The organism is Isoptericola hypogeus (assembly GCF_039531145.1).
GTDB classification, from domain to species: Bacteria; Actinomycetota; Actinomycetes; order Actinomycetales; family Cellulomonadaceae; genus Isoptericola; species Isoptericola hypogeus.
The window spans coordinates 38,910-61,872 of sequence record NZ_BAAAPM010000005.1 but is presented as its reverse complement, the minus strand read 5'-3'; the positions used below and the strand labels follow the sequence as shown (position 1 = coordinate 61,872).

The following is a 22,963-nucleotide window of genomic DNA, read 5'->3' as shown; positions in this document are numbered from 1 at the left end:
GTCGCCGCGTGGACAGGTGCAAGCCGACGGCGCCAAAGTTGAGTCTGCTTTACTCAACCTTGCTCGGAGCGGGGGCATTCCCCCAGCGCAGCGGGCCTGTTCGCTGTCAGCGATGCCGGTGCGCTAGCTCACTCACACCAGTTCGACGCCGTCGGCCTGCGGCCCCCGGTCGCTCTGACGCACCTTGAAGCGGACCCGATCGCCCTCCTCCAGGAACTCGATGCCCCGCACGACCGACACGTGCACGAACAGGTCCGCGCCCCCGGCGTCGGGCGTGATGAAGCCGAAACCGCGCTCCGCGTCGTAGCGCGCGACGGTGCCCTCGCCGCCGCGCACGGGCCCGCCGGATACCCCGGGACGCCCCGACCGGCCACCGTCCCGGTCACGCCCCGTGCGCCCGCGCGCACCCCCGGAGCCGCGCACGAGCCGCACGTTGCGGGCGTTGGGCCCCTTGTCGCCGTCGACGACGTCGTACGTCACGCGCGCTCCCTCGGCGAGCTCGGTCAGCCCTCCGCCGAGCGCCTTGACGTGGACGAAGACGTCCTCGCCCCCGGCGTCGGGAGCGATGAACCCGAAGCCCTTGACGTCGTCGTACCAGGACACGGTGCCGTCCGCGCCGTCCGATGCCGGCCGGGCGGCCTCCGCCGCGAGCGGGAGCAGGTGGTCCGCCTGCAGACCTTTCTCCCCCTCGACGACGAGGAACGCCACCCGCTGCCCCTCCGCGATCACACCGCCGGTGACGATGGCCGAGCTGTGCACGAAGATCTCTTCGCGGCCGTCGTCGGGCGTGACGAAGCCGTATCCCTTGGCCGGCTCGTACCAGGAGACGGAGCCGAGCACGCCCACGGGCGCGTCGGCGGCACGGTCGCCGGTGACACGGACGCGGCGCGCCTGCGGGCCACGGTCGCCCTCACCCACCTCGAACTCGACGGTCTGCCCCTCGCGGAGCTGCTTCGGCCCGTCGTCGCCGACGATCTCGGACGCGTGCACGAACAGGTCCTCGGACTCGTTCCCGAGGTCGATGAAGCCGAACCCTCGGTCGGCGTCGAACCATCGGACAGTTCCCTGGGCCACCCTGGACTCCTCACATCTGCAGACGTTGCTGTCGTCCAGTGTCCCCCGCCCGGAGCCCGCACGACCGACGAGGAACCACCACGACAGTGAGGATTGCGACACGTCGGCGAGCACCTCCGCGCGGGTGGGAGGGTGGCCGCGTGAACCCACCGCAGGAGGCCCTTCCGCCCGCGCCGATCCCCGGCCACGTCCCCGCGCGCGAACGCCGGGTCAGCGTGGTCACGCATCCGGAGGCGACCCACCATGTCGAGCGCGTCGTCGGAGGTCAGTTCGACTCGAACCTGACTCCGCGCGGAGAACGAGCCGCGGGAGCGATCGCCTCCGCCCTGCGCGACCGCATCGACGGGTCCGCCCGCGACGTCATCGCGACGTCCGACCTGAGGCGGACCCGGCGGACGGCCGAGATCATCGGGCCGGCGCTGGGCGCAGAGCCCGTGCTCGACCCCCGGCTCCGCGAGAAGTCGTACGGAGAGGCCGGCGGACGACCGCAGTCGTGGCTCGATGCACGGTTCGTGCCGCCCCCGGCCGTGGGCGACCGTCTCCGCCATCACGACGGCCCGGCCGGCTCGGAGACCCGGCTGGACGTGGCACGGCGCGTCTACGAGGCGATGACGGACCTGCTCATGCTCGACGTCGACGAGCTCGTGGTCGTGACGCACGGTTACGCGGCGGGACTTGTCGTCGCGGCCTGGATCGGCATGCCGATCGAGGCAGCCGGTCATGTCGCATTCCCGGTCCCGTCAGGCAGCATCACGACGCTGCGTGAGGACGGCTTCTACCACAGCCGTGCCATCGTCACCGTCGGCGACACCAGCCATCTGGATGCCTGATCCACATGGCGACCGGTCCGAGGATTCCCTCGGCTACCGAGCGTGCTCCCCGGCGATCTGGGCCCGCGTACGGTCAGATCACCTTGCACATCTGCTGCGTCACGACCTCGTCACCGGACGTCGAGCAGAGGGAGCGCGCCGCGCCGTTGTGCCCGAACACGTTCAGCTCGTGCCCGATGACGCCGGCGGCGCGAGCGGCGTCCTCCACCGCTGCGAGCAGCGCCCGGCCGAGCCCCTGGCCACGCCCCCTCGACGACCTCGATGTCGTAGAAAAACGCGAAGCCGGGGCCAGGCGTGCTTCCACGGTCTCGAGGGTGACCCACTCGGCGTCGTGGACCTCGTCGGGATCGACGACGATCTCGCGCTCGCCAGGCACGGCCGCGACGTACAGGTCCACGAAAGCCGTCGTCTCGGTGAAGCGGCCCACCGGTCACAGGTCGGCACCCACGACTTCCAGCCCCGTCTCCTCGTGGAGTTCTCGCGCAGCCGCGTCGTGAGATGTCTCGCCGGTGCTCAGGCCTCGTTCGTCCAGGACGTCCCACAGTTCCGCGTCGGTCACGCCGGCATCGTCGCATCGTCTCGGTGGGCGTCCCGATCCGACGTAGCACCCGATGATGGTTCCGCCGCGGGAACCATCATCAGTTGCTACGTCGACGGGCCGAGCGGCCGACGCTCGACGCCGGCGCCGTGTGGTGGGATCAGCGGATGCAACCCGAGTCCCCCGAGGAGTACCACGCCCGCATCGCCGCTCACCTGGGCGCGGACGGACGCCTACCGGTCGCCGTCGAGGAGATGCCCGGCTGGGACATCTACCCCTACGAGGTGGGCTCGCTGCGGATGAAGCCGCTCCAGCCGCTGGCCGACTCCGAGCCGCCCCGGCGCGGCGAGGATGCCGCCGACTGCTGGTGCGCCGGCCCCCCGGACGAGCGGCCGGAGTGGCTGGACGGGTACGTCTGGCGCAACGAGCGGTGGGTGCTCACGGCGAACCTCGAGCAGAGCCTGCCGGTGTTCCTCACGCTGGTGCCGGTCTCCACCCACTGCGACCTGCCGTCGGTGCCGGCGGACCTCGCGGCCGAGATGGGGCAGCTGATCGTCGCGATCTCGGCGGCCGTCGAGGCGCTGCCCAGCGTGGGTCGGGTTCAGCTCGCCAAATGGGGCGACGGCGGCGCGCACCTGCACCTGGCGTTCCTCGGCCGGCCGGCGCGCGTCCTGCAGTTCCGCGGGTCGCCGCTGCTGGACTGGGCGGAGAACCTTCCCGACGTCCCGGCGGACGTGCTGCGGGTCAACGCCGAGTTCGTGGCGGCACACCTCGCCGCCGCCGTGGGCGGCGAGGTGGGACGCGCGCTCCCCTCCCGCTGACGGGCGTCAGAGCGCCTTGCGCATCTGTTGTGTGACGACCTCGTAGCCCGACGTCCCGTAGAGGGCGCGGGCCGCGGCGTTCTGCCCGAACACGTTCAGCTCCATCCCGTCGGCGCCGGCGTCGCGGGCCGCGTCCTCCACCGCCGCGAGAAGGGCCCGACCGAGACCCTGGCCGCGCCGGTGCTCGACGACCTCGATGTCGTAGAGGAACGCGACGCCGGGGGCGCCGCGCGGGTGGTCCAGGGCCACCCACGCCCGGCCGACGGGCTCGCCGTCGCCGCCGACGCCCCGCAGGAACAGCATCCGTTCCGTCGCTGCGCCGTCGGGCAGCAGGCGAGCGTTCTCCTCGCGCGCCCGTCGCTCGGCACCCTCCGGCGGCCAGGTGCCGGCGGCGACCTGCTCGGCCGCATAGTCCGCCGCCAGCGCGGCCTGCCACTCGTCGAACTCGCCCGAGGTCATCGGGCGGAGCGTCACCGTCGTCATGCGGGCATGCTCGCACGGCACCGACGACGGCACGTCAGTCCTCGACGGGCTCGCCCGTGGGGTCGTGGGCGACGACGGGCTCGAGGTGTGCACCGCCGACCGGCTCGCGCGTCCAGTCGACGAGGCGCCACCCGGCGTCGGGGTCGCCGTCGACCTCGATCAGCCCGGTGTTGGCGAGCGGCGTGTGCTCGACCTCATCGACGTCGAGCCCGCGCACGCGCGCGCTCGCCCACGAACGGATCGCGGCGCCGTGGGACACAGCGACGACGACGTCCAGCCCCCGGCCGGCGAGGCGGGCCACGGCGTCGTCGAAGCGGGCCAGGAACGCGTGCCCGTCCGGGCCGCCGGGCATGCGGCGGTCGCGGTCCCCGCGCGACCAGCCGAACACCGTCTCGAGGTAGACGTCGTGGTCGGCGTGGTCGGCCGACTTCTCGAGGTCCCCGGCCTCGATCTCACGCAGGCCGGGGAGGACGAGCGGGTCGATACCGCGGTCCGCTGCGAGCGGGGCGGCGGTGAGCGCGGTCCGGACGAGGGAGGAGACGGCCAGCGCGCCGATCCTCCTGTCCCGCAGCGCGGGCGGGACCGCCCGGGCCTGCCGTTCGCCGAGATCCGTCAGCACGGGTCCGGGAGCGCCGGTGTCGAGCAGGCCCGCCACGTTGGCGGGGGTCTGACCGTGGCGCAGCAGGAGGAGTCGCATGCCCCCAGGGTTTCAGAACGTCCGAGCGCCGCCGAACGCCCCGCGCCCGCGTCCTGGGCGATTCGGCGCCGTCGACGCCGTAAGTCCCACGGTCTGCCGGACACTACGTGGTGTGAGCGACCCTGGCGGCGAGGCCGACCCGCGACGACGGCTGGCCGCGCTGTGGGACGACCACGCCGTCCGCGTCCAGGCGTACGCGCTGCGGCACACGGACCCGGACACCGCGCAGGACGTGGTCTCCGAGACGTTCCTCGTCGCCTGGCGCCGCATCGAGGACGTGCCCGACCCCGCCCTCCCCTGGCTGCTGGTCGTCGCGCGCAACCACCTGCGCAACGCGCACCGGTCGGCCCGGCGCCGGCGCTCGCTCGTCGACGAGCTGACGCTCCTCGAGGCGTCGGCGCCGCTGCCCGACGCGGCGCCCGAGTCCCTGGCCGCCGAGCGCGACGCCCTGCTCCGCGGCCTCGCCCGCCTGACGGCGCGCGAGCGCGAGGCGATCCTGCTGGTGGCGTGGGACGGGCTCGCGCCCGCCGAGGCCGCCGGGGTCGCGGAGTGCACGACGGCGGCGTTCCACGTCCGCCTCTCGCGCGCCCGGCGGCGGCTCTCGGCCGCCGCGGACGGCCGGCCCGCCCCAGTCAGCCGGGGTGGCGCGGACGGCGCTCCAAGGCACCGGAGCACGGGCGACCAGAGCTCCCCCGCGTCCCCGAGGAGGTCGGCATGAGCACCGACGGCACCATCGGCACCGGCGCGGAGCGCACTTTCGACCCGATCGACCGGCGCCTCGCCCGGCTCGCCCCGACGACGTCGCCGGATCCCGACCGTCTCGCGGCGGCGCGCGCCGCGCTGGAGGCCTCGGTCGACGACGGTGGTGCCGCGGGCACCGGGCGCTCCTCGGTACGTGGCGGCGCGCACGTCATCGAGCTCACGCCGCACGGTGCGGGCGACCGCGTGCCCCCTGGCGCGGGCGACATCGGCAGCGCCGGCCGCGACGTCCTCCGGGCGCGCCCGGCTCAGCGGCCGCGCCTCCGGGACCGCCGTGCCGCGCTCGTGGCCGCGGCCGCCGGCGGGATCGTCGTGGTGGCCGCGGCCGCGCTGCTGGTCTCCCCCGCCGGGCTGGACCTGGTGCCGTCGTCGTCGCCGGTCGAGTCGTGCCAGGACCGTCTGGCCGCGAGCGCCGTGCCGAAGGAGCTGGCCGACGACGTCACCTGGCGCACCCTCGCGCGGCAGTCGAGCGACCGCGCCGACCTCACGCTGCTGACGACGGAGCAGGGCGAGCTCTCCGGGTTCTGCGCCGACGCCCACCCGGCCGGGGGCGAGGCGACGAGCACCACCGTCGTCTGGCCGTGGGGCCCCGACGACGCCCCCGCCCGCGACGAGATCCTCCCGCGAGGCACCGTGCTCGACGGGTGGTCCGTGCTGTGGGGTGTCGCGGGCGAGGACGTCGTGAGGGTCGACGTCAGCGCATGGTGGACCGACGAGGGAGGGCCCGGCCCGTCTACCAGCGAGTCCGGTCTGGAGGGCGAGGCCCGGATGACCGACGGCTACTGGTCCGCCTTCTTCGCCCCCGGCGAGATCCCCGACGGCGCCGAGGTCACGCTCACCTGGCATCTCGCGGACGGCACCACGCGGAGCGCGCCGCTCGACTCCGCCTGGGAGGACGGCGGCGAGTTCGCGGGCGCGCGCCGGACTGGCTGCGACCCCGACTGGCGGGAGGCGGGGACCCGCCCGGTGGTCGAGGTCCGGCGCGAGGACCACGGCGTCACGATGTTTGTGAAGCCCTCGAAGCGGTGGTTCAGGATCTGCGTGCAGGACGCCGAGGCGCCGTACGAGCCGCTCGTCGACATGGGCGGGGACCTTCCCACGGACGATCCACCTGCGGACGGGGTCGCCGTGTCGTCCGCGGGGGGATCGTCCGACCGAGCTGGCGCCCTCGTCGGCCTCAGCGGTGAGGACGTCGCCCGAGTCGTGGTCACGACCGCCGACGGAACCACGCTCGACGCCGACCTCGCCGACGGCTACTGGGTGGCCTGGGCCACCGACTCCGGCCGGGGCGACGAGGGCACCTGGACCGGCGCCACGCTCACCTGGTACGACGCCGACGGCACGCGGCTGGGCACCGGGCCGGCTCTCACCTGACCGATGACGTCTCGCAGCTCCGGCCGAACATGTGGTTCCTCCGGGGAATCAGCCGTCCATTCCCGGTGGAACCACCTGCTCGGGGCCGCGGAAACCCATGGTCAGCGCACGCCCGGCCGCCGGGCCCCGCTCAGGCGCCGTGGGAGAGGCGCCGCCGCAGCTGGGCGATGCGGATGCTGCCGACGACGAGGGCGATGACGCCGACGCCGACCCCGGCGATGAGCAGGGCGACCGCGAGCGGCACCGTGCCCTGCATCCCCAGGAACGAGACGAGGACCAGCTGGGTGTTCTGGAGCATGAAGACGATCAGGGCGACGAGGACGAGGGCAGCGATGCAGATGCCCACCCAGACGGCGCCGGCGCGGGTGCGCGGGGCCCGTCCGTGGCGGGTGCTCGTGCGGGTGGTGCGAGATGCCGCGCCCGTCCCGGGCACCGGCCGGCTGGGGTTGCCGTTGATCGCGGAGGCCATCGGCGGCGTGGGAGTGGGGGCGGTGGCCATGACGGCCTCCTCGCTTCTCCGGACCCACGCACCTCAGACGGGGAGCGTTCGTCCCGGATGTTTCGACTGTACGCGCCATTCGCCCCGTTCGAACCGAAGCGCCTCAGCGGCCGAGCTGGGCCGCCAGGGGGCAGGAGAAGGGGTCGCGCGCGCGGTGCTCGACGTCGTTGAGGTAGCCGACGACGATCCGGTAGGAGGAGAAGAAGCCGACCTCGGTGTAGGTCACGCCGAGGGTGGAGCAGAACTCGCGGACGATGGGCTGGACGCGCCGCAGGTTGGGCCGCGGCATGCCGGGGAAGAGGTGGTGCTCGATCTGGCGGTTCAGCCCGCCCATGAAGAAGTCGACGACCGCGTTGCCCCGGATGTTGCGGGACATGAGCACCTGGCGACGGAGGAAGTCGACGTCGGCGTCGGCGGGGACGATGGGCATCCCCTTGTGGTTCGGGGCGAACGCGCCACCCAGCAGCACGCCGAACACGGCGAGCTGCACGGCGAGGAACGCGCCGGCGACGGCGGGCGGCAGCAGGAGAGCCAGCGCTGCGACGTAGAGGACGAGGCGCGTCAGGAGGAGTGTGACCTCCACTCCGCGGCGGGGCACCGGCCCTCGGCCGAGCACCGTGCGCACGCTCGCCACGTGGAGGTTCAGCCCTTCGAGCGTCAGGAGCGGGAAGAAGAACCAGCCCTGCCGCCGGGCGAACCACCGTCGCCACCCGTGGCGGCTCGCCAGGACGGCGGGCGTGAACGCGATGATCCCGGGCGAGACGTCCGGGTCGTGACCTTCCTGGTTCGGTGCCGTGTGGTGGGCGTCGTGCTTGGCGGTCCACCACCGGTAGCTGAAGCCGACGAAGACGTTCGCCAGGATGCGCGCCGTCCAGTCGTTCCAGGCCCGGGAGCGGAAGATCTGGCGGTGCGCCCCGTCGTGCCCGAGGAACGCCAGCTGGGCCAGGACCACCGCGAGGGCCGCGGCCAGCAGCAGCTGCCACCACGAGTCGCCGACCAGCACGATCCCCGCCCAGACGGCCGCGAACGCGGCGACCGTGGCCAGGAGCCGCACCCAGTAGTACGTGTAGCGCCGCCGGTGCAGACCCGACTCGCGCACGACCTTCGCCAGGACCGAGTAGTCGCGCGTCACCGGGCGGGCGGACGACCGCCCGGAGGCGGACACGGGAGGAACGGGACTGTCGTTCGGAACGGACATGGTCGGCCTCGACCTTCACCGGAGCCCGGGACCTCCGTCGGGCCCGTCGCTCACCTACACCTCGACGGTACGCCCGCAGGCCGTGCTCGGCCGACCGGGCCGCGCGGACTCAGCCGGCCGAGCGCGACGCGGCGTAGTCCGCGTCGGTGACGTGCTCGAGCCAGGTCGTGGTGGCGGCGAGGTCGTCGGCTCCCTCGAGCATCGCGAGGTGCTCCATGAAGGCGTCCGGCGCGGCGCCGTGCCAGTGCTCCTCGCCCGGCGGGCAGTAGACCGTCTCACCGGGGTGCGCCTCGATGACGCTCCCGCCGCGGCTGCCGAACAGCGCGACCCCGGACGTCACGTGCAGCGTCTGGCCGCGGGCGTGCGAGTGCCACGCCGTGCGGGCGCCGGGAGCGAACCGCACCAGAGCGACGGTCATGCGCTGGTCGCCGTCCTGCGGCGCCGCGATCGGGTCGAGCCACACGTCGCCGGTGAACATCTCCGGCGGGTTCTTGGTGGTGGCGGCCCTGGGAAGCTTCTGCATCAGCGCTCTTCTCCTCGGTTCGTCGTGCTTGCGGCCGTCTCTTCGGCCCGTGTGGCGGCCCACGACGCGAGCAGCTTGAGCCCGTCGTCGGACGGAGACCCGGGCACGGCGGTGTACACGTTCAGCTGCAGACCGGGGTCGGCGGGCAGCACGAGCGCCTCGTAGTCGAGCTCGAGCGCGCCCACGGCCGGGTGGTGGAAGACTTTGGTGCCCGTGCGGTGCAGCCGCACGTCGTGCGAGGCCCACAGCCGGCGGAAGTCCTCGCTGCGGGTCGAGAGTTCCCCGACGAGGGCGGTGAGGTGCTTGTCGTACGGGTTCCTGCCCGCCGCGGCGCGGAGGATCGCGACGGCGTCGTGCGCCAGCCGGTCCGTCTTCTCGCCCCAGAACGCCCGTGCCGCGTCCGGGTCCAGGAACTGGAACCGGGCCGTGTTGACCGGCTTGTTCGCGATCCGCTCGGGCGAGTCGTACAGCGGCGCGTACAGGGCACGGCCCATGAGGTTCGCGCCCAGCACGTCGAGCCGGCCGTTGCGCACGAAGGCGGGTGCGCCGTCCATCGCGTCGAGGATCCGCTGCACCGCCGGCCGCAGCGTGGGCGCGGGCGCGCGACGGGCGCGGGACCGGGCCGCCCCGGAGGCGTTCGCCGCGCGGGCGAGGTCGAACAGGTGCACGCGCTCCGCCTCGTCGAGCTGCAACGCCTCCGCGAGCGCCTCGAGCACCTCCTCGGACACGCCGCCGAGGTTCCCGCGCTCCAGGCACGTGTAGTAGTCGACGCTCACGCCCGCGAGCATCGCCACCTCCTCGCGCCGCAGCCCCGGCACGCGCCGGTTGCCGCCGTACGCGGGCAGGCCGGCCTTGTCGGGCGTGATCCGCGCCCGGCGGGTGGCCAGGAACTCTCGCGTCTCCGCCTTCAGGTCCATGTCCTCGACCGTACGTCCGGCGCCGGAGGCGTGGGAGGTCCTGGCAGTACCCGGGACACGGCGGCCCGGGACGGCCGGGACTCCCGCGACGCGCGGACGGCGCCGATGACGGCGAGGGTGAGGCAGGGCCCCGCGAACGGGGTACCAGCAGGGCCTCCCGAACCCGCCGAACCGTTCCTACCGTGAAGGACATGACGATGAGCGCGAACTCCGACCAGGTCCCCACCCTCACCCTGAACCACGGCGTCGAGATGCCGGCCCTCGGGTACGGCGTCTTCCAGACCCCGCCGGACGAGACCGTCACCGCGGTCGAGGCCGCGCTGGCCACCGGCTACCGGCACATCGACACCGCCGCCGCCTACGGCAACGAGCGCGAGGTCGGCGAGGCGATCCGCCGCTCCGGCGTCGACCGGGCCGACGTCTTCCTCGAGACGAAGATCTGGATCAGCGACTACGGCTACGACGCCACCCTGCACGCGTTCGACAAGTCCGCCGGCAAGCTCGGCGTCGAGGTCATCGACCTGCTGATCCTGCACCAGGCGCTGCCCAGCCGCTTCGACCTCACGGTCGACGCCTACAAGGCCCTCGAGACGCTCCTCGCCGACGGGAAGGTCCGCGCGATCGGCGTCAGCAACTTCATGCCCGAGCACCTCGACGCGCTGCTGGCCAAGACCACCGTCGTGCCCGCCGTCAACCAGGTCGAGATGCACCCCTACTTCCGCCAGCCCGACGTGCTGGCCGCCGATGCCGCCCACGGCATCCTCACCCAGGCGTGGTCGCCCATCGGCGGCATCACGTTCTACCGCGACGGCGAGCACACCAGCACGCTGCAGGACCCGACGATCCTCGGGATCGGCTCGACGCACGGCAAGAGCGCGGCCCAGGTCATGCTGCGCTGGCACCTGCAGCAGGGCCGCTCCGCCATCCCCAAGTCCGTCACCCCCCACCGCATCGCCGAGAACTTCGACGTGCTCGACTTCGAGCTCACCACCGACGAGCTCGCCGCGATCGACGCCCTCGACACCGGCGTGCGCGGCGGCCCCGAGCCCGATGCCATCACGCTCGAGACCTTCGGCCGCGACATCCCCGAGGCCTGAGCCGTGGACTACCGCCCGCTCGGACGTACCGGCGTCCAGGTCAGCCCGCTCACCCTCGGCGCCATGATGTTCGGCCCGTGGGGCAACGACGACCGCCAGGACGCGACGCGGATCATCCACCGCGCCCTCGACGCCGGGATCAACGTCATCGACACCGCGGACGTGTACTCCGCCGGGGTCTCGGAGGAGATCGTCGGCGAGGCGATCGCCGGGCGTCGTGACGACGTGTTCCTCGCGACCAAGTTCTTCATGCCGATGGGTGACGACCCGAACCACCGCGGCGGCTCCCGCCGCTGGGTCGTGCGCGCGGTCGAGGACTCGCTGCGGCGGCTGAAGACCGACCACCTCGACCTGTACCAGGTGCACCGGCCGTCGCCGGACACCGACGTGACCGAGACGCTCGGCGCGCTGACCGACCTCGTGCGGCAGGGCAAGGTCCGCTACATCGGCTCGTCCTCGTACTCGGGGTCGCAGATCGTCGAGGCGCAGTGGGCGTCGCGGGAGCGGAACCTCGAGCGGTTCGTCACCGAGCAGCCGCCGTACTCGATCCTCGTGCGCGGCATCGAGGAGGACGTGCTGCCGGCCGTGCAGCGGCACGGCATGGGCACGTTCACCTACAGCCCGCTCAGCGGCGGCTGGCTGTCGGGCCGGTGGCGCAAGGACTCCGCTGCCGCGCCGACGTCGAGCGCCCGGCCGAGCGCCCGGTTCGACATGAGCAGCCCCGCGAACCAGCGCAAGCTCGACGTCGTCGAGGAGCTCGCCCTGCTCGCCGAGCAGGCGGGGATGACGCTCATCGAGCTGGCGATCGCGTTCGTCATCGACCACCCGGGCGTCACGTCCGCGATCGTCGGGCCGCGCACGATGGCGCAGCTCGAGTCGTACCTGCCCGCCACGGACGTCACGCTCACCCCCGACGTCCTCGACCGGATCGACGAGCTCGTCGCCCCGGGCGTCACCGTCAACCCCGACGACAACAGCTACGGCGCGCACGAGCTGACCCCGGCCGCGCGGCGCCGCTGAACCCACCACGTTCACCAGCACCATCGAGAGGCAACACCCTTCATGCGAGCCACTGTCATGTACGGCGCCGGCGACGTCCGGGTCGAGAACGTCCCGGACCCTGTCCTCGTCGAGCCGACCGACGCGGTCGTCCGCGTCACCCTCGCCTGCGTCTGCGGGTCCGACCTGCACCCCTACCGGTCCATGCCCGCCTCCCAGGACGGTGCGCCGATGGGCCACGAGTTCCTCGGCGTCGTCGAGGAGGTCGGGTCCGAGGTCACCGGCCTCGCCGTGGGCGACCTCGTGATCTCTCCCTTCGCGTACTCCGACAACACGTGCCCGTTCTGCCGCGAGGGCTTCCAGACCGCCTGCCAGCACGGCGGGTGGTACGGCGCGGGCGGCGTCGGCGGCGCGCAGGCGGAGAAGATCCGCGTGCCGCAGGCGTCCGGCACCCTGGTGCCGGTCCCGTCCGACGTCGACGAGGCGCTGCTGCCCTCGCTGCTCACGCTGTCCGACGTGTACCTCACCGGGTACCACGCGGCCTTCATGGGCAAGGTCTCCCCGGGCGAGACCGTCACCGTGATCGGCGACGGCGCCGTGGGCCTGTCCGCCGTCCTCGCCGCCCACCAGATGGGCGCGGACAAGATCATCCTCATGGGCCGGCACGCCGCCCGCACCGACCTCGGCAAGAAGTTCGGCGCGACCGACGTCGTCGCCGAGCGCGGCGCCGACGGCGTCGCCCAGGTGCTCGAGCTCACCGGCGGCGAGGGCTCGCACGTCGTGCTCGAGGCCGTGGGCCACATGCCCGCCTACGAGCAGGCGTACGGCATCGTGCGGCCCGGCGGCGTCATCTCGCGCGTCGGCGTGCCGCAGTACGAGGACGCTCCCGTCGGCTTCGGGTCGCTGTTCGGCAAGAACGCCACCCTCAACGGCGGCCCCGCCCCGGTGCGGGCCTACATCGAGGCGGCGATCCCGCAGGTGCTGAGCGGCGAGATCGACCCCGGCCAGGTGTTCGACGCCGAGGTCTCGCTCGACGACGTCGCCGAGGGCTACCGCCTCATGGACTCCCGCGAGGCCCTCAAGGTGCTGGTGCGGCCGTGACCGCGCCGTCCCGCGACCTGGCGGCCACCGACCCGGAGGTCGTGGCGATCCTCGAGGGCCTCCGCGCCGACGTGCGTCGTGACGCCCCGCTCGACGCCCGCACCGGGCACCTGGTGCGGCTCGCCGCGCTCGTCGCGACGGGCGGACGCCGGATGTTCCGGGAGGCGCTTGGCGGCGCGCTCGCCGACGGCATCACGCCGGTCGAGGTCAAGGAGGTCGTCTACCAGGCGGTCCCGTACGTCGGGACCGGGCGGGCGCTCGACGCCCTGGACCTGGCGAACGACATCCTCGCGGATCGCGGCGTGCAGCTCCCGCTGCGCGCCCAGGCGACGGTGTCGCCGGAGTCGCGGGCCGCCGACGGCCTGGCCGTGCAGAAGGAGATCGTCGGCGGCGACACCGTCGACGCCATGTACGGAGGCGCCCCGGCGGACGAGCAGCACGTGCAGCGGTACCTGTCCGCGCACTGCTTCGGCGACCACTACACGCGCGGCGGCATCGACGTGCCCGCCCGCGAGCTGGTGACCCTCGCCCTGCTCGTCGCGCTCGGCGGCGCGGACCCCCAGGTCGCCGGGCACGTGCGGGCCAACCTGCGGGTCGGCAACGACCGGGGGACGCTGATCGCCGTGCTCACGCACCTGCTGCCCGACGTCGGCTACCCGCGCACGCTCAACGCGCTGCGCGCCCTGGACGAGCTCGCCCCCGCACCGTCCTGACGGCGGCTACGCTGCGGGCCCACGCCCGGGCGAACCTTCCGGCGTGCCGCGCCGCCCGCGCCGTCGGACGATGGCAGCACCCGTCGGAGGTGGCCCGTGATCGGACTCGAGCTGGTGGTCGTCATCGGTGCGGTCATCGTCGTGTGCGGGGTGATCTCGCGCCGCACCGGCGTCGCCGGCCCGATCCTGCTGCTGCTCTCGGGGGCCGCCCTCGGGTTCGCGCCCGCGCTGCGGGACGTGCACCTGCCGTCCGAGCTGGTGCTGCTGGTGCTGCTCCCCCTGCTGCTGTACTGGGAGGCCCTGAACACCTCCTTGCGCGAGATCCGCGCGACGTTCCGCGGGGTGGTGCTGGCCAGCACGCTGCTCGTCGTGGCGACGGCCGCGGCGGTGGCCGCCACCGCGCACGCCCTCGGGATGCCCTGGGGCCCCGCCTGGGTGCTCGGCGCGGCCGTCGCGCCGACGGACGCCACGGCCGTGAGCGCGCTCGCCCGCTCGCTGCCGCGGCGCAACGTCACCGTGCTGCGCGCCGAGTGCCTCGTCAACGACGGCACGGCCCTGGTCGTGTACGGGCTCGCGGTGGGCGTCACGCTCGGCGAGGAGACGCTGACCGCGGGGCACGTGGCCGGGCTCGTGGCCGTCTCCTACTTCGGGGGCATCGCCATCGGCGCGCTCGTCGCCTGGCTCGCCATCCAGGCCCGCCGCGGCGTCCAGGACACGATCCTGACCAACGTGCTGCTGCTGCTCACACCGTTCAGCGCCTACCTGGCCGCGGAGCTCGTCGACGCGTCCGGAGTCCTGGCCGTCGTCGTGGCGGGACTCATCATGAGCCAGGCCGCGCCCCGGGTCGTCAGCGCGGCCACCCGCCGACTGGGGTTCTCGTTCCTCACGCTGTCCACGTACCTCATCAACGCCGCCCTGTTCGTGCTGGTCGGCCTGGAGGCGCACTCGTCGGTCCGCAGCCTGCACAGCACCGATCTCGTCACCGCCCTCGTGGCGATCGTGGTGGTCTACGCCGTGCTCGTCGTGGTGCGGTTCGCGTTCCTCGTGGTGTCGGCCTACACGATCCGGCTCCTGGACCGGCGGCCCTCCCAGCGGCTGCGCCGCGTCTCGAACCGCGCCCGCGTCGTGTCCACGATGGCGGGGTTCCGCGGCGCCGTCTCGCTGGCCGTGGCCCTGTCGGTGCCCGCCACCCTCGACTCCGGCGCCCCGTTCCCCGACCGGGACCTCATCGTCCTCGTCACCGCCGGCGTCGTCGCCATGACGCTCGTCGTGCAGGGTCTGCTGCTGGGCCGGACCGTACGGTGGGCGGCCCTGCCGGACGACGGCGGCGTCGAGCGGGAACTGAACCTCGCCCTGATCACGGCGACTCAGGACGCGTTGGACCACCTTCCCGAGATCGCCGCCACCCTCGGCACGGACCCCCGGGTCGCCGAACGGGTCCGCGGCGAGTACACGGAGCGCCTCGACCTGATGCGCTCCGAGGACGACGCCGACCCTGCCGTCCTGCTCGACGAGCAGAACAGCGAGCTCCGGCTCGCTCTGCTGGCCCGCAAACGGGCCAGCGTCATCCGGCTGCGCGACGCGCAGACGATCGACGACACCGTGCTGCGCCAGATCCAGGCGCACCTCGACGTCGAGGAGCTCCGGCTCTCCCGCGAGGGCCTCGACGAGGAATAGCCCGCCCGCACCCACCTCAACCCCTGGAGACGTCATGACCAGCTGGAACCCTGCCGACCTCGCCGCGATCGACGCCGACGGCGAGCTGCACGTCGCCGCGCACCGCCCCGACGGCACGCTGCGCACGCCGCGCATCGTGTGGCACGTCGTCGTGGACGACGCCCTGTACCTGCGTTCGGTCCGCGGCACCGACGGCGCCTGGTACCGCGGCGTGCAGCGCACGGGCACCGGCGAGATCGACGCCGGCGGCGTCCGCTCCGAGGTGACGTTCACCCGCGACGACGCCCACGACGACGCCATCGACCGCGCCTACCACGCCAAGTACGGCGGCGGCTCGGCCGTGCAGGCGATCACCAGCCCCGCCGCGACGGCGACCACCCTGCGGGTCGAGCCCCGCTGACCTGCCCACGCCAGGAGGCACCACCATGCACACACGCACCCTCGGACAGGGGCTCGAGGTCTCGGCGATCGGCCTCGGGGCCATGGGCATGTCCCAGTCCTACGGCCCGAACCCCGGCGACCGTGACGACATGATCGCCGTCCTGCGCGGGGCGGTCGACCGCGGTGTGACCTTCGTCGACACCGCCGAGGTCTACGGCCCGTACGTCAACGAGGAGCTCGTGGGCGAGGCGTTCGAGCCCGTCCGCGACCAGGTCGTCATCGCCACGAAGTTCGGCTTCGACATCGAGGGCGGGCAGGGCGGCCTCGACAGCCGGCCCGAGCAGATCCGACGCGTCGCGGACGCGTCGCTGCGGCGACTGCGCACCGACCGGATCGACCTGTTCTACCAGCACCGCGTCGACCCCGACGTGCCCATCGAGGACGTCGCCGGCACGGTCGGCGAGCTGGTCGCGGAGGGCAAGGTACGCCACCTGGGCCTGTCGGAGCCGTCCGCCGCGACGATCCGGAGGTGCTGCCCGCGCTCGCCGAGCTCGGCATCGGGTTCGTCCCGTTCAGCCCGCTGGGCAAGGGGTTCCTCACGGGGACCGTCGACACCACGACGGCGTTCGCCGAGGGCGATATCCGCGCCACCATCCCTCGGTTCACGGAGCAGAACCGGGCCGCGAACCAGGCCCTCGTCGACCACGTCCGAGCGCTCGCCGCGTCCAAGGGTGCGACGCCCGGTCAGGTGGCGCTCGCATGGCTGCTCGCCCAGCAGCCGTGGGTCGTGCCGATTCCCGGGACCCGACGGATCGAGCGGGTCGAGGAGAACGCCGACGCGACGGCGGTGCCGCTGTCCGCCGACGAGCTCGCCGACCTCGACGCGCTCACCACCCGCGTGGGCGTGCACGGCGACCGGTACGGCGACCGGCACATGCGGCTCGTCGGGCGCTGACTACGATCGCCGGGTGCCCGACGCCCTGGAACGCCTGTCCGCGCGTCAGCGCGACCTGCTCGGTTGCTGGCTCCCGGGCGTCGGCGTCGTCGAGGACATGAGCTGGGGTCTCGTCGAGACGACGGTGCTGCAGGTCGTCGCCGACGGCGAGCGGTTCGTCGTGAAGGCGGGCGGGGCATCGGACCACCACATCGCCCGCGAGGTCCACGCCCACCGCGAATGGACCGGTCCCTGGCTCGCCCAGGGCCGGGCCGCCCGGCTCCGGTACGCCGACGTCGACGCCAAGCTCCTGGTCACGTCCTACCTGCCGGGCCGGCTGGTGCAGGACCACCCGGCGGCGGCCGGCCCGGACACCTACGCCCAGGCCGGACTCCTGCTCGCCGCCCTTCATGGGCAGAGCGCCGTCGAGGACGCCGGGTACGAGGCGCGGGCGAACGCGAAGGCCGAGCGCTGGCTCGCCGGCGACCACCGCATCACTCCCGACGACGTGGCGCAGCTGCGCGCGCTGATCCGCTCCTGGCCGACCCCGCCCGCCGTCCTCGTCCCCACCCATGGGGACTGGCAGGGCCGCAACTGGCTGGTCGACGACGACGGCACGGTGCGGGTCATCGACCTCGGCCGCGCCGAGCTCCGTCCCGCGATGACGGACCTCGCCCGGCTCGCCGAGCGCGAGTTCCGCCGGTACCCGGGCGCCGAGGAAGCCTTCCTGGCCGGGTACGGGCTCGACCCGCGGACGCCCGAGGAGTGGTTCCGCTCCCGCGTGCGCGAGGCGATCGGCACCGCCGCCTGGGCCCACCGGGTCGGCGACGAGCCCTTCGAGGCCCAGGGTCACCGCATGATCGCGGAGGTGCTGGCCGACGCGTCGCGAGAACGTCGGATGTCCGGGGCCGTCGAGGGCCGAGACGACGACGCCTGAGCTGTCGGCCAAACCGCCTCGGCCTGATGCTCCGGCCCTACGTCGCTCCCGTCTTCCGCCCGGCCTCCGTGCCGGGGCGGCCCACCTCGATGCCACCGTGCAGCGGCTACGTCGGCAACGGCAGACCCCGCAGGCCCCGCCCCAAGACCCCCGAACCGTCACCGAGGTCCTGACGCATCAACCGTCACCGATGTCCTGATGCAGAACTGTCACCGATGTCCTGGGACATCACCAACGTAGGCGGCACCGGGAGCCGCGAGAGCGGCCACCGGAGTCACTGCCGCGACGACGTTCCATCGGGCCCGCGCTCGAGCCGGAAGATCCGCACCACGCGACCGGAGTCTCGCTCGTACGACCGGTACCCCGGCCACTGTGCCTCGATGCTGCGCCACGCGGCCTCGCGCTCGTCGTCGCGGCTGACGAGAACGGCCCGCACGGGGAAGGTGCGACCCCGGACACTGACGGCCGCGTCCGGGTGCGCGAGCAGGTTGTACGTCCACGCCGGGTGCCGGCCCTGCGCGAACGCCGTCCCCGCGACGAGCGCCGAGCCCGCACCCGAGCCCGAGCCCGAGCCCGAGCCCGGACCGACGGGCGTGTACATGAGGTAGGTCGCGCGCGGTTCCCCCGACCGCGCTCCGGTCGTGTGCAGGACCAGCGACGGCACGAGGATCGCGCTGAGCTGCAGGCGGCCGCGGGTGAGCCGGGCGAGCACGCGCTCGACCGGCGGCAGCACGACAGGCCCCGCGGCCCGGAACGCGCGGGTGCGCGTCACCGGCGCGACGACCGAGCGGACGAGCTGCAGCGCCGTGACCATGCTCCATTCTGCGCCGAACCCGGACGGCACCTCAGGAGGCGAGCGGCCACCCCTCGGCGGCCGGGGGCTGCCCGGGGGCGACCGGCGGCGGGGACGGGCGGTCGGCCCGGTGGAGCGTGAACGACAGGACCGCGGCGCGCAGGTCCGCCCACTCGGCGTCGTCCTCGGCCACGCCCCCCGGCGTGCGCTGCGCGACCTCGAGGATCCGCACCAGCAGCGGGATCGCCTGCGACATCGCGCGACGCCGACCCGCGCCGTCCCGCGTGGCCTCCCGGACGACCTGGGTGGCGAGGACCGCCCCGCGCGAGCCCGCGGCGAGGGGCGACGAGTCCGCGAGCCGCAGGGGGACCGGCCCGGCGCGGAGCGACCACCGCGCCCCCGACGGGTCGTGGGCCATGACCACGCGGGGGCCGCGGAGCAGCGACGCGGCGATCACGGTGATGGCGAGCAGCACGGCCGCGCCGCCGAGCGCGAGCGTCCAGCCGAGAGCATCGGGCCGCGACAACCCCTCGGACATCAGCAGACCAGCGCCGATCGCCCACGCCATGGCGCAGCCGCACGCCACCAGGCCGAAGATCAGGGCAGGAGGGCTGTCGCCGGGACGTCGGGCTCTCATACCCCTCATATGTCCGGCGGGCCCCCGATCACTACCCGCGCCGGGGAAGTTTCTGCGTCAGGAGGCCGCCCAGACCCCCAGCTCGTTGCCGCTGGGGTCGAGGAAGTGGAACCGCCGCCCGCCGGGGAACTCGTAGGGACCGCTCACCACCTCGCCGCCCGCGGCGCCGACCGCCGCGAGCGTCGCGTCGAGGTCGTCGGAGAACAGCAGGACGAACGGGCCGCCGCGGCCGAGCTCTGCGGCCTTTGCCAGCCGCAGCCCGCCCGCCTCGGCGGGCGCGGTCTCCGCGCCGGTCCGGATGCCCGCGTACTCGGGGCCGTACGGGACGAACTCCCAGCCGAACGCGGCGGCGTAGAACTCCTGCGCCGCCGCGAGGTCGGTCACCGGAAGCTCGACGTAGTCGATGGTGTGGTGGATGCCGTGCGAGTGCTCGCTCATCCCGCCACGGTGCCACGCCCCTCCGACACCGGCGGTCGGTCGCGCGCGATGACCGCCAGGCGCCCTCCGCCTGCACCGACCACGCCGATCACTGCCAGGACGGCCACCACTCCGGGCGCCTCCGAGAGACCGAGCGCCGCCGACGCCACGACCGCCAACAGCCCTCCGACACCTGCCAGGACTGCGGCCCGGGCACCCGGCGCGACGCCCCTCCTCGCGAGCAGTCGCTCGACGACGAGACCCACGGGCCAGCCGAGCACCCAGAGCACCACCACGATGACCACCCAGGCCACGAAGCACACGTAGGCGGCGGAGAGCGAGTCGTGCCCGGGATCGCCCCGTCCCGACATGGCCACGATGCCCGCGACGACGGCGACCACGGGGATCACCGCGAAGAGGATGGCGCAGGCCCACCCGCACGTGCGGGCGGTCACGGCGGCGGCACGCGACCAGGGCCCGCGGTGTCCGTCGACGGACACCGCCGTCACGTCCGGATCGGCGCTCATGCGCGTACCTGCCGCGCGAGGCCGACGACGTCGTCGACGACCGACCGCACGCCCGGGAGCCCCGCGATCCGCACCAGCCGCGCGACCAGCGGCGCCGCGCGGTCGACGAGCGCCCGGGTCCGCCGCTGCTCCGGTGAGCCGTCGTGCACCCAGAACAGGGTCACGCCCAGCCAGGCCGACCAGAGGAGGTCCGGCAGCTCCTCTCGCAGCGCGGCGGGGACCCGGACGCCCGGACCCTGCACGACCTGCGCGTGCAGGTCCCGGCTGAGGCGCGCGGTCGCCGAGGAGGCGGAGGAGAACGGGCTCTCGGACGCGCCGGGCCGGATCGCGGCGGCGACGAGCTCCGAGCCGAGGTCGTGCGAGGGGTCGAACGCGTCGAGGCCGGCGTGCCACAGGGCGCGCAGCCGCGGCCCGAGGCCGGAGACGCCGTCGAGGGCGGTCGCCGCGCGCCGGGCATGGTCCTCGTTGACCTCGAGGTAGAGCTCCTGGATCAGGTCGCTCTTGGACCCGAACCAGTAGTACGCGACACCGGTCGCGACGCCCGCCTCGGCGGCGATCGCCCGCATCGTCGTCGCCGCGTAGCCGCGGTCACGAAACATCCGCAGGGCGGTGCCGCGCACGAGCTCCCGGGTCGCCCCTTCCGGGCCCGTCACGACACCCGCGCCGTTCTGCCTTCGCCGAATCTGAACATGTTCAGATTCCATCACACCACGGGGCCCGACCGGTAGAGTCGCCCGATGCTCAAGACCCTGCGGCGCGCCCTCGCCGGCCTCTACTGGCGGCTCAGCCGCTGGACGCTGCGCACCGAGCCGGTGCCGCCGCAGGCCGGCGTCCTCGTCGGCGCGCCGCACACGTCCAACTGGGACTTCGTGATCATGCTCGCGATCTCGTGGCGGCTCGGGCTGGACGTGCGCTGGCTGGGCAAGCACACGCTCTTCGCCGGCTGGCGCGGGCCCCTGATGCGGGCGCTCGGCGGCATCCCGGTCGACCGTCGCGACCCGAGCCGCGTCGTCGACGACGTCCTCGCCCGCGTCCGGGCCGGGGAGGTCTTCCATCTGGTCGTCACGCCCGAGGGCACCCGTTCCGGCGACGGCTGGAAGTCCGGCTTCTACCGCATCGCCCGCGCCGCCGACCTGCCCGTGACCCTGGGGTACGTCGACCGCACGACCATGACGACCGGCCTCGGCCCCACGGTCAGCCTCACCGGCGACGTGCGCGCCGACATGGACGTCGTCCGCGCGTTCTACGCCGACAAGGCGGGCCTGCGACCCGAGCTGCGCACCGAGCCGCGCCTGCGCGACGAGGACGCCGGCAGCTGAGGCCTCCCACGGCGGCCGGCTCCCTTTGCGCCTGGTCCACGGCCTCCTAGGCTGCGAACATGCGATGGAACCTCCAGCGCGCCATCGGGCTCGTGGTCCTCGCGGTCTGCTTGATCGCCGGCGGACTGATCTGGCTGGGGATCTCGCTGTCGGAGCCGGTGGAGCCGCACACCGAGGAGGGCGTCCTCTTCGGCGTGTGGCAGGTCATGTACGACACGACGGCGCCGACGCGCCTCCAGCTGGCGATCGCGGTCGCGGCCGCCCTCCTGCTGGCCGCCGTGGTGACGATCGTGGAGTCGCGCATCGCCACCCGGAACCGCCGCACGCTCGACAGCACGCACAAGCCGCTGTCGCCCCACGTCGTCATGGCCGAGACGCGCGGCGTCTTCGCCGGACCCGTGACGATCACCGTGCTCGTGCCGGCGCACAACGAGGAGGCGTCGCTGCCGGAGACGCTGCGCTCCCTCTGGGCGCAGTCCCGGCCGCCGGACCGCGTGATCGTCGTCGCCGACAACTGCACCGACGCCACGCCCGAGCTGGCCGTGACCGGCGGGGCGGAGATCTTCGAGACGGTCGACAACGACAAGAAGAAAGCCGGCGGGCTGAACCAGGTCCTCAGGCAGGTCCTGCCGGGCCTGGGCGACAACGACTGCGTCATGATCATGGACGCCGACACCGTGCTCGACGACGGGTTCCTCGAGGCGGCGGACCACCGCTTCACGAACGACCGCGGGCTGATGGCCGTCGGCGGCCTGTTCTACGGCGAGGAGGGGCACGGCTTCATCGGCCAGTGCCAGCGCAGCGAGTACGTCCGGTACAGCCGCGAGCTGAAGCGGCTGCGCGGGCAGGTCTTCGTCCTCACCGGGACGGCGTCGATCTTCCGGCCGCGCGGCCTGCGCACCGTCGCCGCCAGCCGCGGCGACAGCATCCCCGGCGTGCACGGCGACGTGTACGACACCCTCGCCCTCACGGAGGACAACGAGCTCACGATCGCGCTCAAGTCGCTGGGGGCGCTCCTGGTCTCGCCGCAGGAGTGCACCGTCGTCACGGAGCTCATGCCCTCGTGGGGGACGCTGTGGAACCAGCGCTTGCGCTGGCAGCGCGGCGCCCTGGAGAACATCGGCGCCTACGGCGTCACCCGCGAGACGTTCCGCTACTGGGCCCAGCAGATCGGCATCGGGTACGGCGTCGTCGCGCTGTTCGCCTACCTCCTCGCCATGATCGTCCTGATCCTCGCCACGGACACCTGGGTGTGGTTCACGTTCTGGCTGGTCATCGGCTTCGTCTTCACCCTCGAGCGCGTCGTCACCGTGTGGAGGGGCGGCTGGCGGGCACGGATCCTGGCCGCGCTGCTGCTGCCCGAGCTCGTCTACGCGCTGTTCCTCGACCTGGTCTACGTGCGGAGCATCGTCGACATCTCGCTCGGCCGGCAGGCGGCGTGGAAGCACGTCGAGCACCAGGCCTCCGAGCCCGCGACGGGAGGTGCGTCGTGATCACCGGGATCCTGCTGCCGGCGTCGGTGCTCCAGAGCGACTGGTTCATGGTGCTGTCCACGTTCGTCGCGGTGAACACCGTGATGTACGTGACCCTGGCCATCGCCAAGCTCGTCCCGCGGATGCATCCGTCGTCGTGGTTCCGCAGCCGCAACCAGCGCAGGGAGACCCGCAGCATCCACCCGGACGCGCCGGTCTGACGCCCGTCGGCGGAAGACCCGCCCG

General features: G+C 73.5%; 28 protein-coding genes and 1 pseudogene. 15 read left to right on the top strand and 14 right to left on the bottom strand.

The genetic code is table 11. The features are described 5' to 3' along the window. Positions 1 to 132: 132 nt before the first annotated feature. On the bottom strand, positions 133 to 1,074 hold the full coding sequence (locus ABD254_RS12955) for a cold-shock protein (RefSeq protein WP_344248845.1): 942 nt from the start codon (positions 1,072 to 1,074) through the stop codon (positions 133 to 135). 140 nt (positions 1,075 to 1,214) lie between these two features. On the opposite strand from ABD254_RS12955, the gene ABD254_RS12950 reads away from it, so the two are divergent. Next, positions 1,215 to 1,904: a histidine phosphatase family protein gene (locus tag ABD254_RS12950; protein ID WP_344248844.1), complete on the top strand. Its 690-nt coding sequence runs from the start codon at positions 1,215 to 1,217 to the stop codon at positions 1,902 to 1,904. A 73-nt stretch (positions 1,905 to 1,977) separates the two neighbouring features. On the opposite strand, the gene ABD254_RS12945 is transcribed toward ABD254_RS12950, so the two are convergent. Together ABD254_RS12945 and ABD254_RS12940 are read right to left on the bottom strand one after the other, a co-directional pair. Then, positions 1,978 to 2,331: a GNAT family N-acetyltransferase gene (locus ABD254_RS12945; RefSeq protein WP_344248843.1), complete on the bottom strand. Its 354-nt coding sequence runs from the start codon at positions 2,329 to 2,331 to the stop codon at positions 1,978 to 1,980. Between the two features lie 3 nt (positions 2,332 to 2,334). Beyond that, positions 2,335 to 2,463 (bottom strand): NUDIX domain-containing protein, encoded by a 129-nt coding sequence (locus ABD254_RS12940; RefSeq protein ID WP_344248842.1) that lies wholly within the window; start codon positions 2,461 to 2,463, stop codon positions 2,335 to 2,337. A gap of 146 nt (positions 2,464 to 2,609) precedes the next feature. On the opposite strand from ABD254_RS12940, the gene ABD254_RS12935 reads away from it, so the two are divergent. Beyond that, a complete protein-coding gene (locus tag ABD254_RS12935; protein WP_344248841.1) occupies positions 2,610 to 3,263 on the top strand; it encodes a hypothetical protein in 654 nt (217 codons plus the stop codon). Between the two features lie 6 nt (positions 3,264 to 3,269). Here the strand turns inward: ABD254_RS12935 and ABD254_RS12930 are convergent, their stop codons facing one another. Both ABD254_RS12930 and ABD254_RS12925 read right to left on the bottom strand, forming a co-directional pair. After that, positions 3,270 to 3,746: a GNAT family N-acetyltransferase gene (locus ABD254_RS12930; protein WP_344248840.1), complete on the bottom strand. Its 477-nt coding sequence runs from the start codon at positions 3,744 to 3,746 to the stop codon at positions 3,270 to 3,272. Positions 3,747 to 3,780: 34 nt separating this feature from the next. After that, the gene (locus ABD254_RS12925; protein ID WP_344248839.1) at positions 3,781 to 4,443 is read right to left on the bottom strand and encodes a histidine phosphatase family protein; all 663 of its coding nucleotides are present in this window, start codon (positions 4,441 to 4,443) and stop codon (positions 3,781 to 3,783) included. A 112-nt stretch (positions 4,444 to 4,555) separates the two neighbouring features. Between ABD254_RS12925 and ABD254_RS12920 the strand changes: the two genes are divergently transcribed. Further along, positions 4,556 to 5,161: an RNA polymerase sigma factor gene (locus ABD254_RS12920; RefSeq protein WP_344248838.1), complete on the top strand. Its 606-nt coding sequence runs from the start codon at positions 4,556 to 4,558 to the stop codon at positions 5,159 to 5,161. Continuing rightward, positions 5,158 to 6,576, top strand: coding sequence for a hypothetical protein (locus ABD254_RS12915; protein ID WP_344248837.1), 1,419 nt, complete (start codon positions 5,158 to 5,160; stop codon positions 6,574 to 6,576). The genes ABD254_RS12920 and ABD254_RS12915 overlap by 4 nt, the downstream gene beginning before the upstream one ends. Positions 6,577 to 6,706: 130 nt before the next feature. Here ABD254_RS12915 and ABD254_RS12910 read toward each other — a convergent pair whose 3' ends face one another. The 4 genes from ABD254_RS12910 to ABD254_RS12895 all read right to left on the bottom strand — a co-directional run bounded on the left by ABD254_RS12910 (position 6,707) and on the right by ABD254_RS12895 (position 9,713). Further along, on the bottom strand, positions 6,707 to 7,075 hold the full coding sequence (locus ABD254_RS12910) for a LapA family protein (protein ID WP_344248836.1): 369 nt from the start codon (positions 7,073 to 7,075) through the stop codon (positions 6,707 to 6,709). 103 nt (positions 7,076 to 7,178) lie between these two features. After that, a complete protein-coding gene (locus tag ABD254_RS12905; protein WP_425553781.1) occupies positions 7,179 to 8,273 on the bottom strand; it encodes a fatty acid desaturase family protein in 1,095 nt (364 codons plus the stop codon). 109 nt (positions 8,274 to 8,382) lie between these two features. Further along, complete coding sequence (locus ABD254_RS12900; RefSeq protein ID WP_344248834.1) at positions 8,383 to 8,796, bottom strand: (R)-mandelonitrile lyase; 414 nt, start codon at positions 8,794 to 8,796, stop codon at positions 8,383 to 8,385. Beyond that, the gene (locus ABD254_RS12895; protein ID WP_344248833.1) at positions 8,796 to 9,713 is read right to left on the bottom strand and encodes a helix-turn-helix transcriptional regulator; all 918 of its coding nucleotides are present in this window, start codon (positions 9,711 to 9,713) and stop codon (positions 8,796 to 8,798) included. The genes ABD254_RS12900 and ABD254_RS12895 overlap by 1 nt, the downstream gene beginning before the upstream one ends. A gap of 197 nt (positions 9,714 to 9,910) precedes the next feature. Between ABD254_RS12895 and ABD254_RS12890 the strand changes: the two genes are divergently transcribed. The 8 genes and pseudogenes from ABD254_RS12890 (at position 9,911) to ABD254_RS12855 (ending at position 17,552) form a co-directional block, all read left to right on the top strand. Then, positions 9,911 to 10,810, top strand: a complete 900-nt coding sequence (locus ABD254_RS12890) for an aldo/keto reductase (protein WP_344248832.1) — start codon at positions 9,911 to 9,913, stop codon at positions 10,808 to 10,810. 3 nt (positions 10,811 to 10,813) lie between these two features. Further along, positions 10,814 to 11,830 (top strand): aldo/keto reductase, encoded by a 1,017-nt coding sequence (locus ABD254_RS12885; RefSeq protein WP_344248831.1) that lies wholly within the window; start codon positions 10,814 to 10,816, stop codon positions 11,828 to 11,830. A 42-nt stretch (positions 11,831 to 11,872) separates the two neighbouring features. Continuing rightward, positions 11,873 to 12,910, top strand: a complete 1,038-nt coding sequence (locus ABD254_RS12880) for a zinc-binding dehydrogenase (protein ID WP_344248830.1) — start codon at positions 11,873 to 11,875, stop codon at positions 12,908 to 12,910. Continuing rightward, complete coding sequence (locus ABD254_RS12875; RefSeq protein WP_344248829.1) at positions 12,907 to 13,623, top strand: carboxymuconolactone decarboxylase family protein; 717 nt, start codon at positions 12,907 to 12,909, stop codon at positions 13,621 to 13,623. Before ABD254_RS12880 ends, ABD254_RS12875 begins: the two co-directional genes overlap by 4 nt. Positions 13,624 to 13,719: 96 nt before the next feature. Then, a complete protein-coding gene (locus ABD254_RS12870; protein WP_344248828.1) occupies positions 13,720 to 15,300 on the top strand; it encodes a Na+/H+ antiporter in 1,581 nt (526 codons plus the stop codon). 34 nt (positions 15,301 to 15,334) lie between these two features. Next, complete coding sequence (locus tag ABD254_RS12865; protein ID WP_344248827.1) at positions 15,335 to 15,700, top strand: DUF2255 family protein; 366 nt, start codon at positions 15,335 to 15,337, stop codon at positions 15,698 to 15,700. 25 nt (positions 15,701 to 15,725) lie between these two features. After that, positions 15,726 to 16,636: pseudogene (locus ABD254_RS12860) on the top strand (aldo/keto reductase). A gap of 13 nt (positions 16,637 to 16,649) precedes the next feature. Then, the gene (locus ABD254_RS12855; protein ID WP_344248826.1) at positions 16,650 to 17,552 is read left to right on the top strand and encodes a phosphotransferase family protein; all 903 of its coding nucleotides are present in this window, start codon (positions 16,650 to 16,652) and stop codon (positions 17,550 to 17,552) included. 274 nt (positions 17,553 to 17,826) lie between these two features. Here the strand turns inward: ABD254_RS12855 and ABD254_RS12850 are convergent, their stop codons facing one another. The 5 genes from ABD254_RS12850 to ABD254_RS12830 are packed head-to-tail and all read right to left on the bottom strand — an operon-like array spanning position 17,827 to position 20,579. After that, positions 17,827 to 18,366: a nitroreductase family deazaflavin-dependent oxidoreductase gene (locus ABD254_RS12850; protein WP_344248825.1), complete on the bottom strand. Its 540-nt coding sequence runs from the start codon at positions 18,364 to 18,366 to the stop codon at positions 17,827 to 17,829. 31 nt (positions 18,367 to 18,397) lie between these two features. After that, positions 18,398 to 18,982 carry a hypothetical protein gene (locus ABD254_RS12845; RefSeq protein ID WP_344248824.1) on the bottom strand — a complete coding sequence of 195 codons (585 nt, stop codon included), beginning with the start codon at positions 18,980 to 18,982 and terminating at the stop codon, positions 18,398 to 18,400. A gap of 57 nt (positions 18,983 to 19,039) precedes the next feature. Then, on the bottom strand, positions 19,040 to 19,420 hold the full coding sequence (locus tag ABD254_RS12840; protein ID WP_344248823.1) for a VOC family protein: 381 nt from the start codon (positions 19,418 to 19,420) through the stop codon (positions 19,040 to 19,042). Further along, positions 19,417 to 19,926 (bottom strand): hypothetical protein, encoded by a 510-nt coding sequence (locus ABD254_RS12835; RefSeq protein WP_344248822.1) that lies wholly within the window; start codon positions 19,924 to 19,926, stop codon positions 19,417 to 19,419. Before ABD254_RS12835 ends, ABD254_RS12840 begins: the two co-directional genes overlap by 4 nt. Then, positions 19,923 to 20,579, bottom strand: a complete 657-nt coding sequence (locus ABD254_RS12830; RefSeq protein WP_344248821.1) for a TetR/AcrR family transcriptional regulator — start codon at positions 20,577 to 20,579, stop codon at positions 19,923 to 19,925. The genes ABD254_RS12835 and ABD254_RS12830 overlap by 4 nt, the downstream gene beginning before the upstream one ends. A gap of 84 nt (positions 20,580 to 20,663) precedes the next feature. On the opposite strand from ABD254_RS12830, the gene ABD254_RS12825 reads away from it, so the two are divergent. From ABD254_RS12825 to ABD254_RS12815, 3 genes are read left to right on the top strand one after another with little or no spacing between them, the layout of a single operon-like run. Then, a complete protein-coding gene (locus tag ABD254_RS12825) occupies positions 20,664 to 21,245 on the top strand; it encodes a 1-acyl-sn-glycerol-3-phosphate acyltransferase (RefSeq protein ID WP_344248820.1) in 582 nt (193 codons plus the stop codon). 59 nt (positions 21,246 to 21,304) lie between these two features. Further along, positions 21,305 to 22,738, top strand: a complete 1,434-nt coding sequence (locus ABD254_RS12820) for a glycosyltransferase family 2 protein (protein WP_344248819.1) — start codon at positions 21,305 to 21,307, stop codon at positions 22,736 to 22,738. Further along, entirely contained in the window at positions 22,735 to 22,938 is a 204-nt protein-coding gene (locus ABD254_RS12815; RefSeq protein WP_344248818.1) for a hypothetical protein, read from the top strand. Before ABD254_RS12820 ends, ABD254_RS12815 begins: the two co-directional genes overlap by 4 nt. Positions 22,939 to 22,963 lie beyond the last annotated feature (25 nt).

What these genes read in the sequence shown, in the direction of transcription:
- ABD254_RS12935 (WP_344248841.1), top strand. Translation starts at nt 2,610, where the DNA reads ATGCAACCCGAGTCCCCCGAGGAGTACCACGCCCGCATCGCCGCTCAC.
- ABD254_RS12930 (WP_344248840.1), bottom strand. Translation starts at nt 3,746, where the DNA reads ATGACGACGGTGACGCTCCGCCCGATGACCTCGGGCGAGTTCGACGAG.
- ABD254_RS12925 (WP_344248839.1), bottom strand. Translation starts at nt 4,443, where the DNA reads ATGCGACTCCTCCTGCTGCGCCACGGTCAGACCCCCGCCAACGTGGCG.
- ABD254_RS12915 (WP_344248837.1), top strand. Translation starts at nt 5,158, where the DNA reads ATGAGCACCGACGGCACCATCGGCACCGGCGCGGAGCGCACTTTCGAC.
- ABD254_RS12910 (WP_344248836.1), bottom strand. Translation starts at nt 7,075, where the DNA reads ATGGCCACCGCCCCCACTCCCACGCCGCCGATGGCCTCCGCGATCAAC.
- ABD254_RS12905 (WP_425553781.1), bottom strand. Translation starts at nt 8,273, where the DNA reads ATGTCCGTTCCGAACGACAGTCCCGTTCCTCCCGTGTCCGCCTCCGGG.
- ABD254_RS12900 (WP_344248834.1), bottom strand. Translation starts at nt 8,796, where the DNA reads ATGCAGAAGCTTCCCAGGGCCGCCACCACCAAGAACCCGCCGGAGATG.
- ABD254_RS12895 (WP_344248833.1), bottom strand. Translation starts at nt 9,713, where the DNA reads ATGGACCTGAAGGCGGAGACGCGAGAGTTCCTGGCCACCCGCCGGGCG.
- ABD254_RS12890 (WP_344248832.1), top strand. Translation starts at nt 9,911, where the DNA reads ATGAGCGCGAACTCCGACCAGGTCCCCACCCTCACCCTGAACCACGGC.
- ABD254_RS12880 (WP_344248830.1), top strand. Translation starts at nt 11,873, where the DNA reads ATGCGAGCCACTGTCATGTACGGCGCCGGCGACGTCCGGGTCGAGAAC.
- ABD254_RS12865 (WP_344248827.1), top strand. Translation starts at nt 15,335, where the DNA reads ATGACCAGCTGGAACCCTGCCGACCTCGCCGCGATCGACGCCGACGGC.
- ABD254_RS12850 (WP_344248825.1), bottom strand. Translation starts at nt 18,366, where the DNA reads ATGGTCACGGCGCTGCAGCTCGTCCGCTCGGTCGTCGCGCCGGTGACG.
- ABD254_RS12845 (WP_344248824.1), bottom strand. Translation starts at nt 18,982, where the DNA reads ATGAGAGCCCGACGTCCCGGCGACAGCCCTCCTGCCCTGATCTTCGGC.
- ABD254_RS12840 (WP_344248823.1), bottom strand. Translation starts at nt 19,420, where the DNA reads ATGAGCGAGCACTCGCACGGCATCCACCACACCATCGACTACGTCGAG.
- ABD254_RS12835 (WP_344248822.1), bottom strand. Translation starts at nt 19,926, where the DNA reads ATGAGCGCCGATCCGGACGTGACGGCGGTGTCCGTCGACGGACACCGC.
- ABD254_RS12825 (WP_344248820.1), top strand. Translation starts at nt 20,664, where the DNA reads ATGCTCAAGACCCTGCGGCGCGCCCTCGCCGGCCTCTACTGGCGGCTC.
- ABD254_RS12820 (WP_344248819.1), top strand. Translation starts at nt 21,305, where the DNA reads ATGCGATGGAACCTCCAGCGCGCCATCGGGCTCGTGGTCCTCGCGGTC.